Raw genomic sequence first — 13,476 nt, forward strand, 5'->3', positions numbered from 1 at the left:
GCAGCGCCACAACTCGCGGCTCTTGGGGGACCGTTTGCCCCGTTCCGGGCCGTGAGTTGTGGCGAATGTAACCCTCAGCCGCCGAAGGCCGCCCGGAAGGCCGTGAGCGCGGAGTCCGAGTCCCCGGATGCGTAGGCCTCGAGACCTACGGTCCCCTCGTATCCGGCGTCGGCGAGCGCCCGATGCACGGCGGCGTAGTTGATCTCGCCCGTGCCGGGCTCGCGGCGCCCCGGGACGTCGGCCACCTGGATCTCCCCCACCCACGGAAGCGCGTCGCGCACGAGCTCGATAAGGTTCCCCTCCCCGAGCTGCGCGTGGTACAGGTCCAGCATGAGCCGCACATTCGGGTGGCCGACGGCGCGCACGAGCGCGAGCGTGTCCTTCGCCCGGGCGAGCGGGATGCCGGGGTGGTCGAGGATCGTGTTGAGGTTCTCGAGGCAGAACGTGAGCCCGTGGCGGGCGCCGAGCTCGCCGAGCCGCTCGAGCGCCCGCGCGGCCGTGAGCCACATCGTGCCGTCGGCGCGCCAGTGCGGGCGTGCCGCCTGGCCGTCGACGAGCTCGGCCGGGTGCACGACGAGGCGTTCGACGCCGAGCTCGAGTGCCGTGGGGATGAGCGCCTCGGCGGTGCTCACCACGAGTTCAGCCGTGTCCGGCTCGACTAGCGAACCCGCCGAGTAGCCGGTCATCGACGAGAACCGCGCGCCCGTCGCGCGAAGCTCGGCGACGTCCTTGGTGCGCGAGTCCCAGAGCTCGACGTCGAACCCCGCCTCATGGATGCGGCGCACCCGCTCGATGAAGGGCAGGTCGGTGAAGACCATCTCGGCGCACACCGCGAGCCTCATGCGCGGGCCTCCGCCCCTGCAGACGAACCAGCGACGGCGGCCGGGAGGCCGGTCTGGGCGGACTCGATGCACGCGAGGGCGACGGCGAGCGCGCGCCGCGCGTCCAGGAGTCCCGGCGTGAGCGGCACGCCATGGTCGGGGGCTGCGGCGCCGTCTCGGCGCGCTCGGACATGCTCGGCGAAGTCGGCGAGTTCAGCGGTGTAGGCGTCGGCGAAGAGTTCGATGTTGAGGCGCGGCGTCTCGGCCGAGAGCCCTGTGGCCCCGTACCGGACCGCGGCAGTAGCCGTCGCCCGCCCAGCCTGGACCATCCCGGCGGAGCCGAACACCTCGCCGCGCACGTCGTAGCCGTAGAGCGCGGAGAAGTGGGCCTCGGCGACGGCGATCGCGCCGTTGGAGTAGCGGACGGTCACGACGGCGGTGTCGAGGAAGCCCGCCCCCTTGAAGCCCGGCTCGACGAGGGCGTCCGCCGTGACGTGGACGCTCACGGGCTCGGCGGCGGAGTTGTACCAGTTGAGCGCGTCGAAGTCGTGGATGAGGGTCTCGAGGAAGATCGTCCCCCGCGGGACGCGCGCCGCGTGCGGGATGCTGCCGCTGCCCGGGTCGCGTGTGAGCGAGCGGAGGAGCTGCGGCGTCCCGACCGCGCCGGACGCGACGTCGCGGCGGGCCGCGAGGAAGTCGGCGGCGTAGCGGCGGTTGAAGCCGATCTGCCAGTGCACGCCCGCGGCCGCGACGGCATCCTCGACGCGCCCGAGCTCGTCGAGGTTCACCGCGCCCGGCTTCTCGCAGAACACGTGCTTGCCGGCGCGCGCGGCGTCGATCGAGAGCTGGGCGTGGAAGCGCGCGGGCCCGGCGATGACGACGGCGTCGATCTCGGGATCCGCGAACAGGTCGGCGGGGTCCGGGGTCACCCTGGCGACGCCGAGCTCGGCGGCGAGGGACTGCGCGGCCTCGATTGCGGGGTCGGCGATCGCGACGAGGTCCGCGCCCGGGATGCGGAGCGAGAGGCTACGGGCGTGGAACGCGCCCATCCAGCCGGCGCCGATGAGGCCGACGCGGACCGCCTCTGGCCGGGCCGAGGTTACGGGGAGATAAGTCATGGGAGGTCCTCTCGAGAGAAGCTCGGGCACGAGCCTAGAACGTTCTAGGCCGAGAGATATGAGCAGTCTGGCACGGCGCGGCCAGTCGTGTCTAGATCGTTCTAGTACAGTGGTGGAACAATTCCCGAAGGGAGGCCACATGGCAAAACGCCCCACGCTCGCGGACGTCGCCGCCGAGGCGGGGGTCTCGCGCGCGCTGGTCTCGATCGTCATGCGCCATGCCCCGGGCGCGAGCGACGCGACGCGCGAGCGGGTCCTCGCCGCCGCCGCCCGCCTCGGCTACCGTCCCGACGCGCGCGCCCGCCTCCTGCGCAGCTCCCGCAGCCATCTCCTCGGCGTCGTCTTCGCGCTCGACGGCGCGTTCCACGCCGAAATCGTCGAGGCCCTGTATCCGGCGGCCGCGAAGGCCGGATTCGACATCACGCTGAGCGCGCGGGGGCCGCGGCGCTCCGAGGAGGAGGCCATCCGCTCGCTCCTCGACCTCAACGCAGAGGCCATCATCGTCCTCGCTCCCGAATCCGATGACATGGAACTTGTGGAGCTTGCGGCTCCGGCCGTCTCAGTGCTCCAACCGCAGTACCGGCCACGGCTTGCCAGCGTCGCCACGGACGAAGCGGCGGGGATCGGCCTTGCCGTCGAACACCTTCGGCGGCTCGGGCACCGGCACATCGCCCATGTCGACGGTGGCTCCGCGGTCGGGTCGGACGCCCGAGCGGGCGCCTTCGACCGCCTCATGAACGAGGCCGGGGAGACACCCGCTTTCCTTCGGGGCGGGTCGACGGAGACAGATGGCATGACGGCAGCGGGCCTGATCGCGACGCTCGTGAAGACGCCACCCTTTGGTCACCCTCCGCTGACCGCAGTCGTGGCGTTCAACGACGCGCTCGCGGTGGGCCTCATGCACGGGCTCCGCGAGGGTGGGATCCGGATCCCCGAGGACCTCTCCGTGGTCGGCTACGACGATTCCCGGCTCGCCGCTCTCGCCCACGTGCAGCTCACGAGCGTGCGCCAGGATCCGGACGCACTCGCCGCCGCGGCGGTCGGGGCGGCCGCAGAAGCGCTCGACGGACGGCACACCCACGCGCTCGTGGCTCCATCACTCACGGTGAGGTCGAGCACAGCGCCGCCGCCCGCCGTCGCGCGCTAGCCCGGAGGCCCTCCGGGCGCTGGCATGGCCCCGCACCCGCGGGCGCGATTCAGCGGAAGTGGTTGAGGATCCGCGTGGCCCGCGTGAAGAAGTTCGCGAAGGTCTCGTTGCTCATGCCGGCGAACGGCGCAACGGGAATGGCCCGCTGAACCGCAACAGTCTGGGGCTCGGTGTACTTGAGGAGGCCCTCGGCACCATGGCGACGGCCCAAGCCGGATTCCTTCCAGCCGCCCATGGGCGAGCCATGGGAAGCCCACGCCGCGGAATACCCCTCGTTGACGTTGACCGTTCCAGCCTCGATCCGCGCGGCGAGTGCCCTGCCGCGCGACGGCGTGGTCCACACGCTGGCGTTGAGCCCGAACTCGCTGTCGTTGGCGCGCGCGATCGCCTCCTCGGCCGACGCGACGGGGTAGAGCGCCACGATCGGGCCGAAGGTCTCCTCCCGGGCGAGCTTTGCGTCGTCGGGGACGTCTGTCAGGACGGTCGGGGCGAAGAAGCTCGGCCCGAGGTCGGGGCGCGGGATCCCGCCCGCCAGGATCCGTGCACCCTTCCCCACGGCGTCGTCGAGGTGGGCCCTAACGCTCGAGAGCTGCTCGGGCGAGATGAGCGAGCCCATGGCTGTCTCCCATGAGGTCCCGGCGCCCAGCGTCAGCTGCTCCACCTCGCCGAGGAGGGCCCTCGTGAAGCGTTCGCGGACGTTCTCGTGCACGTAGATCCGTTCCGGACCCACGCACAATTGGCCGGCGTTCGCAAAGCAGGCGCGAACCGCGCCGACGGCCGCCGCGCGGATGTCGGCGTCCTCAAGCACGATGAGCGCGCCCTTGTCCCCAAGCTCCGCCGAGAATCCGATGAGCCGTGCCGCGCACTGCTGCGCGATGAGTCGGCCGGTTGCAGTCGATCCCGTGAACATCACGAAGTCCACGGAGCCGATGAGCTGCGGTCCCAGCACCGGGCCGGGTCCGACCACGACCTGCATGAGGCCGGGCGGCAGGCCCGCTTCGAGGAGCAGGCCGAGGACGAGCAGGGCGGTGAAAGGGGTCTGGAGGTCCGGCTTGACGACGACGGCGTTGCCCGCGAGGAGGGCGGGAACGGAGTCACTCGCGACGAGCGTGAACGGGTAGTTCCACGGCGTGATGACCCCGACGACCCCTTTGGGCTGCCGCAGCTCGGTCGTCTGGGTGAAGACGGGGAACGCGCCCACGTGGCGGCGCGGCCTGAGCGCCCGGGGAGCGGCGTGCGCGTAGTGAGAGGACATCATCGAAGCATCGATGACTTCCTCGAGCGCAGCCAGGCGGGATTTGCCCGTCTCGGCCTGGATGAGGTCGAGGATCTCGTCGCGCCGATCGAGGATCGATCTGGCGAAACGGCGCGCGACGACGGCGCGTTCCCTCGGCGGTCTTGCGGCCCACTGCTTCTGAACGGCGCGGGCGCGCCCAACCGCTGCTTCAACCTCGCCTCCCGCGGTCTGGGGGACGACGCCGAGTGGCTGGCCGTCGGTCGGGCGGGTCACCTCGAGCCCCGGGCCGGATCCAGTAGCCAGTGAGGCGAGGCGCGTGATGTTCAGGGAAGCGGGGGACGCCGTCGTCCGCGTTTTCACAGGACGAGCATAGTCACCCCGCTCCCCCAACCTCAGCGTCAGGCTTGCGCGAGCACTCCGATCGATCTGGCCGCCTCGAGCAGCACGCCCGCCGCCACCTCGAGGCCCTCGATCCGGCCGAGCGAGACGTCCTCGTGCTCGATGTTGACCATCATGTCCGGTTCCACCTCATAGAGGGCGCGGAGGAACTCGGCCCAGTAGGCGGTGTCATGCCCGCGGCCCAGGGCGACGAAGTCCCACGCGGAGTCCTTGGGCCACTCGTTGGCCCACTCGTCGCCGCCGAGGTTCGTGCGGTTCTCCTCGGGCGAGAGGCGGCGGAACCGGTTGTCGAGGACGCCATACAGCCTGGCGTTCTCCGTATTGACGCGCACGTCCTTGGCGGCGGCGTGGAACACGAGCGGGCCGAGCTCGCGCACCACCGCGACAGGGTCCATCTGCTGCCAGAACAGGTGGGACGCGTCGAGCTCGACGCCCACATGCGTGGCGCCCGTGAGCTCAACGAGCCTGTAGACGTCCGCCGTGTTGAACACGATGTTCTGCGGGTGCAGCTCGAGCGCGACCTTGACACCGTGGTCCGCCGCGAAGCGGTCGGTCTCGCGCCAGAACTTCGCGGCGATGTCCCACTGGTAGTCGAGCACGTCGAGGGCGGCCGAGTTCCACGCGTTCACGATCCAGTTCGTCACCGTCGCTCCGGGTTCTCCGCCCGGGAGCCCGGACATGGTCACGACCCGATTCTGGCCCAGGCGCTCCGCGAGGCGGATCGAGCGACGGACGTCCTCGGCGTGCTTCTCGCCGATCTCGGGCTTGGGGTGCAGCGGATTGCCGTTGCAGTTGAGGCCCGCGATCGAGACGCCGGTTCCCTCGAAGATCCCGAGGTAGTCGTCCCGCGCGGCATCGGAGACCAGGATGTCGTCGAAGGTCGGGACGTGGACCGCGGGGAGGAACCCGCCCGTGTTGATCTCGATCCCGCTGAGGCCGAGGCCCGCGATGACCTTGAGGGCCTCTGGAAGGGGACGGTCGTGCAGGATCGCGTTGTAGACGCCGAGCTTCACAGCGAGACCTTCTTCCCGTCAGCCTGGGCAGACTCGGCGACGGCGGCGAGGATCTCCATGTTGCGCACGCCCTCGTCGAAGCTCGCGCAGCGCGGCAGCGACTCGGACTCAGGCAGGCCAGCGACCTCCTCGAGGAACGCGCGCGCCTGGTACCCGAACGCGTCGTTCTGGCCGAAGCCCACGCTCGGCGCATCCATCGCGAGGCCGCCCGCGATGTACGGGTGGTCGGGGCCGAGGATCACCTGACGATAGCCGTTCTGCGCGTACGGGCCCTCGGAGAGGAACAGCCCGATCTCGGCCGGGCGGCGCTGGTCGAACACGGCCGCGCCGTTCTCGCAGAACACCTCGAACATGAGCGAGTTGGCGTGCCCCGCGGCCACACGGGAGACGGACAGGGAGCCGATGCACTGCTCGAATTCGGCGGAGAAGGAGGCGACGTCGTCGTTCTCGACGGCCTCGAACGTGTCGCTCACGGCCGCGTGGTCGTGGCCCATGACGGCCCCGAGGGGAAGCGGTCGCTTCGCGATCGCGGTCGAGAGCTGCCCGCCCGAGACCGACTTGATGTCCCCGCACAGGAACTCGCCGACGTACGCGAGGTGACTGCCGACGTCGGCGAGCGCACCCGAGCCGGGACTGCCCTTGTACCGCCAGCTCATGGGCGCGCTGGGGCTGCAGCCGTAGTCGGTCCAGTACCGGCCGGAGAAGTGGAGCGGCCGGCCGAGCGTCCCGTTCTGAATGAGCTCGCGGATCGCGGCGATGCCGGGCGTGCGGCGGAACGTGAAGCCGATGCGGCCGAGGGTTCCGCGGGCCTCCGCCGCCGCGGCGGCTTCGGCCATCGCGCGGGCGCCGGCGAGCGTGTCCGAGAGCGGCTTCTCGCACAGGACGTGCTTTCCGGCGGCGAGCAAGCCCTCGACAACCTCGCGATGCAGCGAGTTGGCGATGACGACGCTCACGACGTCGATGTCGTCCGCCTCCGCGATCGCCTGCCACGAGGAGTCGTGGCGCGCGTAGCCGAAGCGGCGGGCGGCGGCCCGGCCGAACTCGGCGTTGACGTCGCCGATCGAGACGAGGCGGATCTCGGGCAGCGTCGGGCGATAGAGCGTGCTCGCGGCGCGGTAGGCGGCGGCATGGGCTTTGCCGGCCATGCCTGCGCCGATGACGGCAACGCCGAGGGACTCGGACATGGTCTCTCTCCTTTGAGGAAGTCTGGAGGTAGTTTTGGAGCGCTCCACAACGAGGATAGGGAGGCTCTTTTGTCCTGTCAATGGCCCCGAGCGCGGGCGATGCGGACGACGACGGCGCAGCTCGCCGAAGTGCCATGATGATCCCGTGGCAGATCGAAACCCGCCCGCCCGCCCGGGCTCCGAAGCCCCGTCGCTCCCCGCCCGGCCGACGATCTACGACGTCGCCGAACGAGCCGGCGTCTCGAAGTCCCTCGTCTCCCTCGTGCTGCGCGACGCGCCGCACGTGAGCGATGCCCGGCGCCTCGCCGTGCTGAACGCGATCGAGGAGCTCGGCTACCGTCCGAGCCGAGCCGCAAGCGCCCTCGCGAGCCAACGCACGCGATCCGTCGGAGTCCTCATCGACGACTTCCATAACCCCTGGTTCGTCGAGCTCCTCGGGGGCCTGCGGTCCGTCCTCGACCCGGCCGGCTATACCGTGAGCGTCGCGGACTTCCAGCTCGAGGCCGCGTCGGGGCGCAACCCCGTGGACGGCTTCATCGCCCAGCACGTCGACGCGCTCGTCCTCGCCGCCGAGCCTGAGGAAGGACTCCTGCGCGACGTTTCGGTGCCGGTCGTCGTGGCCGGCGTCCGCGAGCTCGGCTCAGGCGCGCTGCCCCACGCCGATGTCGTAGCGGGCGACGACGAACTCGGCGGCGAGCTCGCCACGCGCCACCTCCTCGACCTCGGCCACCGCGCGATCGCGCACATTTCGGGCCGGAGCGGCCCTGCGGCCCACCGGCGGCGCGGCTACGAACGGACGATGCGCGGGGCCGGGCTCGCTTCCAGAGTCGTCGGCGCGGACCGGACGACCACGGAGGCCGAGGGCTACGCGGCGGCGCACGAACTCTTCGCGGAGCACCCCGAGATCACCGCGCTCGTCGCCTCGAACGACCTCATGGCTGTCGGCACGTTCGCCGCCCTCCGCGAACGGGGGCTGTCAGTGCCCGCGGACGTCGCCGTCGTCGGCTATGACAACTCGCCGCTCGCCGCCTACCGCTATCTCGCGCTCACAAGCGTGGACCCGCACAGCCGCGAGATCGGCGCCGAGACCGCCCGCACGCTCCTCTCCCGCCTCGACGACCCTGGCGCCCCGCGACGTCACGCGCTCATCGAGCCCTCGCTCGTCGTCAGGGAGTCCACGGCGCCGCGCGGTTGAATCGCGCTCCCGTCCGCTTGTTGAGGCGCGACACGGCGAAAACGCGGGACGCGCCGGGATTCCGAGCGCGCTACTCCCCCGGATACACGATCCCCGCCTGCCGGCGCAGCTCGTCGGCCACGCGCAGCGCAAGGATGCTTGAGGCGAGCGGCCGCTCGTCGGCCTCAAGCCGTCCGTCGGCGATAGCCCGCGCCACCGCAGCGGCCTGGAAATGCAGCCCCTCCACGTGCGAACCCCGCGGTCCCTCCCAGCGGTGCGTCGCGCCGTCGGCCGTCCGCACGGTGAGCCCGCCCGGGGAGTTGAACGGCCCGTCGAACGTGAGGGCGGCCTCGGTGCCGACAACGGTGAGCAGGGCCGGCGTGAAGCCGCGCATCGTCGTCGTGAGCGTCGCCTGGGCCCCGCCCGGGAAGCCGAGGAGCGCCGAGAGCTGGCCGTTGACGCCGTTCGCGAGGGGGGAGCCAAGCCCGAGGACGCGATCTGGCTCGCCGAGGATGTCGGTCGCAAGCGCGAGGAGGTAGATGCCGAGGTCGAGAAGCGGGCCGCCGGCGAGGGCCGATTCGTGGGCGCGGTGCGACGGCGGGAGGTACTCGCCGTAGTCGCCGACGACGGCGGTCAGCTCGCCCAGGCGGCCGCCGCGCACGAGCTGCCGGGCGACGTCGCACGAGGGAAGGAACGCCGTCCACAGTGCCTCGGCCGCGAACACCCCGCGCGCCGTCGCGGCGTCGGCGAGCTGCTCGGCCTGCGCAGCGTTGATCCCGATCGGCTTCTCGACGAGCACGTGCTTGCCGGCCTCGATCGCCTCGAGCGCCACCTCGAGGTGGGCGGCGTGGGGCGTCGCGACGTAGACGACGTCGACCTCGGGATCCGCCGCGAGCCCGCCGTACGAGCCGTGCGCCCGGAGCCCGCGGGGGCCGGCGAACGCCTCGGCCCGCGGGAGCGAGCGCGAGCCCACCGCCGTCACGCGCTGCGAACCGTGCCGCGCGAGGGACTCCGCAAACCGCTCCCCGATCCAACCCGGCCCCGCGATCCCCCAGCGCAGCCTCGGGGCAGCCGCCGGATCCGGGACACGGGGCGCGGGGAAGTCGAAGCCGCTCACGCGTGGACCACCGGGACGAACGCGCCACCAGCCTCGATCGACGCCGCAAGCGCCGCACCGATCTCCGACGCGCGCAGCCCCTCGCGCGCCGTCGCGAGGGCGGACGCCTTGCCGTCTCGGAGCGAGTCGACCCACGCCTGAAGCTCGATCCGGTACGCGTCCGCGAACCGGGGCCGCCAGTCGGCGGGGTACTCCGTCGCGCGGGAGCGTTCGAGGTTGAGCTCGAGCAGGGGCGCCTCCGTGAAGGCCGCCGAGCCACGCTCCCCGACGACCTCGCAGCGCGTCGAGTAGCCATATTCGGCGTTGAGGAAGAGCTCGAGCGTCACGAGGACGCCGTCGGCCATGCGCAGGAGCATGAACGCCGGGTCCTGAAGCCCCGCGGGGGCGAGCGCGCTCGTCTTCCGGCCCGAGACCCACGCGACCTCCGCGACCTCCGTGCCGAGGAGCCAGGGCATCGAGTCGAGCTCGTGGATGGCGGAGTTCGTGATGGCGGAGACATTCGTGGCATCCGGCGCGGAGCGGACGTTGCGGCTCACGCAGTGGACGGCGAGGACGTCGCCGAGCTCGCCCGCCTCGATCCGGCGCTTGAGCTCGGTGTGGGCAGGGTCGAAGCGGCGCATGAAGCCGAGGGAGACGAGGCTTCGGCCCAGCTCCGCGGCCACCTTCTCCTCCGCCTCGACGACGGCGCGCCCCTCCTCGACCGTGGGGGCGAGCGGCTTCTCGCACAGCACGGGCTTGCCCGCCGCGAGGCAGGCCGTGATGAGCTCGGCGTGGGTCGAGTCGTGGGACGCAATGACGACGGCGTCGACGTCCGGATCTGCGATGAGCGCGTTCGGGTCGGTGGTGCTGCGCGCCCCCGCGGCGCTCGCGGTCCTCGCGGCGCGCTGGGCGTCGAGGTCCGCGACGAGCGATACGCGCGCGCCGCTCACCGCGCCCGCAAGGTTGCGCGCGTGATCCGCGCCCATGATGCCAGCGCCGATGACGCCCACTCGGATGGTCATGCTGAGTCCCTTCTCAGGAAATAGTGGAACGTTCCAAGGTCCACCGACACTTTAGCGTTCGGCCCATTTGTCCTGTCAAGAGGCCCGCATCGCGCGCGGGCCGGGAAACGGCGTGACATTCCCGACGAGTCCCGCACAAAGTGCTAGGATGACCCACAGGAGTTTGTCCTATCAATTAAACAAAGCAGGGCCTACCGCCCAGCCCAAGGAGGGGTTATGGCGACCAGCCTCAACATCCCTATCGATCGGTCCTCCCCTGTGCCGCTCTACCATCAGGTGGTCCAGGGCATCGAGGCGATGATCCGCACCGGTGCGCTTGAGCCGGGCTCGAAGCTCGAGAACGAGATCGAGCTCGCCGCCCAGCTCAACCTGTCTCGGCCGACGATGCGCAAGGCCATGGACGAGCTCGTCCGCGCGGGGCTCCTCGTCCGCAAGCGCGGCGTCGGAACGCAGGTCGTGGCGAGCCAGGTGCGCCGTCACCTCGAGCTCTCGAGCCTCTACGACGACCTCTCCCAGAGCGGGCAGGAACCCACGACGAGAGTCTTGGCCTTCCGCCACGGCCCCGCCGAGGAGGAGGTCGCCACGACTCTCCAGCTTCCCCCGGGCGTCGGCGTGTACCACTTCACGCGCCTCCGCTCCGTCGGGGACAAGCCCCTGGCCCTCATGGAGAACTGGGTGCGGGACGACGTCGCCGAGCTCACCGAGGAGGGCCTCCGCGCCCACGGCATGTACCAGATCCTGCGCGAGGCCGGGGTGAACTTCCGGCTCGCGAACCAGCGCATTGGCGCCACGGTGGCCGACGACTACCAGGCCGACCTCCTCCAAACCGCACCGGGGGCCGCGCTCGTCACGATGGAGCGCACGGCCGTCGACGATACGGGCCGGAACGTCGAGACTGGCCGGCACGTCTACCGGGCCGACTCCTACAGCTTCGAAATGACTCTCGTCCAGCGCTGAGAACGCCCCGTTCCGGCGCCGGGCCCGCACCACCGGAAAGGAACACCCCCATGGCAGAGTGGGTCTACTCCCTCGGCAGCGCCGCAGACGGCGCATGGCAGGTTTCGCTCGGCGCACACGACAGTGCGACCCCGCTGCGCGGCTGGGCGCACACCGGCATCAAGGTCGCCGAGCTCGCCCCCGGCGCGACCATCTCGCTCGAAGCCGCGGGCGAGGAGCGCATCGTCGTCCCGCTGAGCGGTGCCTTCGAGGCAACGGTCGACGGCGAAATGTACTCCCTGCGCGGCCGCGCGTCCGTCTTCGCGGGCCCGAGCGATGTGCTCTACACAGGCATCGGCAAGGCCGTCGAGATCACGAGCCCGCTGGGCGGGCGCGTCGCCGTCGCCCTCGCCCCCGCGAAGGCCGAATACCCCACGAGGCTCATCCGCGCCGAGGAAACCCCCGTCGAGCTGCGCGGTGCGGGGAACTGCTCGCGCGAGGTCCACAACTTCGGCACCCCCGCCGCACTCGAGGCCGACCGCTTCATCGTCTGCGAGGTCATCACGCCCGCCGGCAACTGGTCCTCCTACCCGCCGCACAAGCACGACGAGGAGAAGGACGGCGAGACCTCGCTCGAGGAGATCTACTACTTCGAGACGCGCCTCGCGCCCGGCTCGCCCACCCACTCTGACGGCGCGGGCCAAGACCCCGTGGGCTACGCCCGCGTCTACGCGTCCGACGAGCGGCCCATCGACGTCAACGCGGAGGTGCGCACAGGCGACGTCGTCCTCGTCCCCTACGGCTGGCACGGCCCCGCGATGGCGGCCCCCGGGTACGACCTGTACTACCTCAACGTCATGGCCGGCCCCGGCCGCGTGCGCGAGTGGCTCATCAGCGACGACCCGCACCACGGCTGGATCCGCAGCACGTGGGACGCCCAGGCCATCGACCCCCGGCTTCCGTTCACGTCCTGACCCACCGGCGAGCCCCTAGATGGCGACGGCGACCGCCTCCCCCACGGCGGCGCCGTCGTCCAGGCTCCTCAGGATGTAATCGGCGACGTCGGCGCGGCGCGTGTTGTAGCCGCGCGGAAGGTTCCGCCCGATCTCCACGCGGTAGTTCCCGCGCGGACGGTCGAGGAGCCGCGAAGGGCGCACGATCGTCCAGTCCAGGCCGGACTCCCGCACGATCTCCTCCATGCGCCGCAGGTCCGCGAAGTTGTACGCGAGGATCCGCTGGAGGATCGGCTTGGCGACGTACCGTGTGAGGAAGTCGTCGGCGCCGTCCGTCACCAAGCCGCTCGCGCTCACGACGGCAAGCCGGCGCACGTTTGCGCCCTCCATCGCCTCGATGATGCTCGCGACCCCACCCGAGCACACGGTGGTCGCGTGGCGGATGTCGCGATTGCCGAGCGCGGACACGACGGCGTCGGCCCCGACCAGCGAAGGCGCGATGCTCGCCGGATCCATGACGTCGGCACGGACGACGGCGACACCCGGCACGGGAGCAAGGCGCGCCGGATCGCGGACGACAGCCGTGACCTCGTGGCCTGCCGCGGCCGCCTGCCGGACGACTTCAAGTCCGGTGCCGCCGGTCGCGCCGAACACGGTGATCTTCATGTCGATCCCTTCCATAGTTGGTGAGCACTTACTAACCGGATGGTTCGCTACCATCGTGAGTGAGTAATTACTAACCTGTCAATGGAAGCCGTCGACGAATGCCGGCTCGAACTGGAGGCGCGCCATGGATACCCGGGGCCGGATGCTCGACGCCGCCGCGCACGTTATGCGCACAAAGGGCCTCGCGCGGGCCACGACCAAGGAGATCGCGCGAGAGTCTGGGTTCTCCGAAGCCGCGCTCTACAAGCACTTCCGCGACAAGACCGACCTCTTCCTCGCGGTGCTGCGTGAACGCGCGCCCGGCCATCTGCCCGAGCTGCTCGCCGCGCTCGCAGAGCAGCCGGGCCGCGGCAACTTGCGAGCGAATCTCCTTGAGGTCGCGCGGACGGCGATCGAGTTCTACACCGAGACGTTTCCCATGGCCGCCTCGATCTTCTCCGAGCCCGCGCTCCTCGCAGCGCACCGAGGGGCACTGACAGAACGGGGCGTTGGCCCGCAGCACGTCCGCGAAGCGCTCGCGCGTTACCTCGCCAACGCGAAGGCCGACGGCGACCTCGGGCCAGACGCCGATCCCGAGGCCGCAGCAGCGCTCCTGCTCGGCGCGTGCTTCATGCAGGCGTTCCTCGGGAACTTCACGAACGAGGCGGGGCCGAGCCCCGAGGCGCTCGTGGACGCCCTTCTCACGCGCCAGTGCGCTTAAGGGCCAGCGG

Annotated in this window: 13 protein-coding genes; 5 read left to right on the plus strand and 8 right to left on the minus strand. The window is 71.0% G+C overall.

Features of this window, described 5'->3' with window-relative positions; all coding sequences use genetic code 11:
- Positions 1–74: 74 nt before the first annotated feature.
- Together SPF06_RS05195 and SPF06_RS05200 are read right to left on the minus strand one after the other, a co-directional pair.
- Positions 75–842 carry a TIM barrel protein gene (locus tag SPF06_RS05195; protein ID WP_323277900.1) on the minus strand — a complete coding sequence of 256 codons (768 nt, stop codon included), beginning with the start codon at positions 840–842 and terminating at the stop codon, positions 75–77.
- Entirely contained in the window at positions 839–1,939 is a 1,101-nt protein-coding gene (locus SPF06_RS05200; RefSeq protein ID WP_323277901.1) for a Gfo/Idh/MocA family oxidoreductase, read from the minus strand. The genes SPF06_RS05195 and SPF06_RS05200 overlap by 4 nt, the downstream gene beginning before the upstream one ends.
- 139 nt (positions 1,940–2,078) lie before the next feature.
- On the opposite strand from SPF06_RS05200, the gene SPF06_RS05205 reads away from it, so the two are divergent.
- Positions 2,079–3,086, plus strand: a complete 1,008-nt coding sequence (locus SPF06_RS05205) for a LacI family DNA-binding transcriptional regulator (RefSeq protein WP_323277902.1) — start codon at positions 2,079–2,081, stop codon at positions 3,084–3,086.
- Between the two features lie 49 nt (positions 3,087–3,135).
- Here the strand turns inward: SPF06_RS05205 and SPF06_RS05210 are convergent, their stop codons facing one another.
- The 3 genes from SPF06_RS05210 to SPF06_RS05220 are packed head-to-tail and all read right to left on the minus strand — an operon-like array spanning position 3,136 to position 6,919.
- A complete protein-coding gene (locus tag SPF06_RS05210; RefSeq protein WP_323277903.1) occupies positions 3,136–4,683 on the minus strand; it encodes a succinic semialdehyde dehydrogenase in 1,548 nt (515 codons plus the stop codon).
- A gap of 38 nt (positions 4,684–4,721) precedes the next feature.
- A complete protein-coding gene (locus tag SPF06_RS05215) occupies positions 4,722–5,735 on the minus strand; it encodes a sugar phosphate isomerase/epimerase family protein (RefSeq protein ID WP_323277904.1) in 1,014 nt (337 codons plus the stop codon).
- Positions 5,732–6,919 (minus strand): Gfo/Idh/MocA family oxidoreductase, encoded by a 1,188-nt coding sequence (locus SPF06_RS05220; protein WP_323277905.1) that lies wholly within the window; start codon positions 6,917–6,919, stop codon positions 5,732–5,734. Before SPF06_RS05220 ends, SPF06_RS05215 begins: the two co-directional genes overlap by 4 nt.
- 145 nt (positions 6,920–7,064) lie before the next feature.
- On the opposite strand from SPF06_RS05220, the gene SPF06_RS05225 reads away from it, so the two are divergent.
- The gene (locus SPF06_RS05225) at positions 7,065–8,114 is read left to right on the plus strand and encodes a LacI family DNA-binding transcriptional regulator (RefSeq protein WP_323277906.1); all 1,050 of its coding nucleotides are present in this window, start codon (positions 7,065–7,067) and stop codon (positions 8,112–8,114) included.
- 70 nt (positions 8,115–8,184) lie between these two features.
- On the opposite strand, the gene SPF06_RS05230 is transcribed toward SPF06_RS05225, so the two are convergent.
- A complete protein-coding gene (locus tag SPF06_RS05230) occupies positions 8,185–9,210 on the minus strand; it encodes a Gfo/Idh/MocA family protein (RefSeq protein WP_323277907.1) in 1,026 nt (341 codons plus the stop codon).
- Complete coding sequence (locus tag SPF06_RS05235) at positions 9,207–10,211, minus strand: Gfo/Idh/MocA family oxidoreductase (RefSeq protein WP_323277908.1); 1,005 nt, start codon at positions 10,209–10,211, stop codon at positions 9,207–9,209. Before SPF06_RS05235 ends, SPF06_RS05230 begins: the two co-directional genes overlap by 4 nt.
- 216 nt (positions 10,212–10,427) lie before the next feature.
- Between SPF06_RS05235 and SPF06_RS05240 the strand changes: the two genes are divergently transcribed.
- Both SPF06_RS05240 and iolB read left to right on the plus strand, forming a co-directional pair.
- Positions 10,428–11,168 carry a GntR family transcriptional regulator gene (locus SPF06_RS05240; protein ID WP_323277909.1) on the plus strand — a complete coding sequence of 247 codons (741 nt, stop codon included), beginning with the start codon at positions 10,428–10,430 and terminating at the stop codon, positions 11,166–11,168.
- A 50-nt stretch (positions 11,169–11,218) separates the two neighbouring features.
- Entirely contained in the window at positions 11,219–12,121 is a 903-nt protein-coding gene (gene iolB, locus SPF06_RS05245) for a 5-deoxy-glucuronate isomerase (RefSeq protein WP_323277910.1), read from the plus strand.
- A gap of 15 nt (positions 12,122–12,136) precedes the next feature.
- Here the strand turns inward: iolB and SPF06_RS05250 are convergent, their stop codons facing one another.
- Complete coding sequence (locus SPF06_RS05250) at positions 12,137–12,766, minus strand: NAD(P)-dependent oxidoreductase (RefSeq protein ID WP_323277911.1); 630 nt, start codon at positions 12,764–12,766, stop codon at positions 12,137–12,139.
- A gap of 124 nt (positions 12,767–12,890) precedes the next feature.
- Here SPF06_RS05250 and SPF06_RS05255 point away from each other — a divergent pair, with 124 nt between their 5' ends.
- Positions 12,891–13,466 (plus strand): TetR/AcrR family transcriptional regulator, encoded by a 576-nt coding sequence (locus tag SPF06_RS05255; protein ID WP_323277912.1) that lies wholly within the window; start codon positions 12,891–12,893, stop codon positions 13,464–13,466.
- Positions 13,467–13,476 lie beyond the last annotated feature (10 nt).

The sequence above is a fragment of the Sinomonas terricola genome (genome assembly GCF_034931225.1).
In the GTDB taxonomy this organism is placed as follows: Bacteria; Actinomycetota; Actinomycetes; order Actinomycetales; family Micrococcaceae; genus Sinomonas; species Sinomonas terricola.

Excerpts from the sequence above, each read along its gene's own strand:
- SPF06_RS05195 (WP_323277900.1), bottom strand. The coding sequence starts at position 842 with ATGAGGCTCGCGGTGTGCGCCGAGATGGTCTTCACCGACCTGCCCTTC.
- SPF06_RS05200 (WP_323277901.1), bottom strand. The coding sequence starts at position 1,939 with ATGACTTATCTCCCCGTAACCTCGGCCCGGCCAGAGGCGGTCCGCGTC.
- SPF06_RS05205 (WP_323277902.1), top strand. The coding sequence starts at position 2,079 with ATGGCAAAACGCCCCACGCTCGCGGACGTCGCCGCCGAGGCGGGGGTC.
- SPF06_RS05220 (WP_323277905.1), bottom strand. The coding sequence starts at position 6,919 with ATGTCCGAGTCCCTCGGCGTTGCCGTCATCGGCGCAGGCATGGCCGGC.
- SPF06_RS05235 (WP_323277908.1), bottom strand. The coding sequence starts at position 10,211 with ATGACCATCCGAGTGGGCGTCATCGGCGCTGGCATCATGGGCGCGGAT.
- SPF06_RS05240 (WP_323277909.1), top strand. The coding sequence starts at position 10,428 with ATGGCGACCAGCCTCAACATCCCTATCGATCGGTCCTCCCCTGTGCCG.
- iolB (WP_323277910.1), top strand. The coding sequence starts at position 11,219 with ATGGCAGAGTGGGTCTACTCCCTCGGCAGCGCCGCAGACGGCGCATGG.
- SPF06_RS05250 (WP_323277911.1), bottom strand. The coding sequence starts at position 12,766 with ATGAAGATCACCGTGTTCGGCGCGACCGGCGGCACCGGACTTGAAGTC.
- SPF06_RS05255 (WP_323277912.1), top strand. The coding sequence starts at position 12,891 with ATGGATACCCGGGGCCGGATGCTCGACGCCGCCGCGCACGTTATGCGC.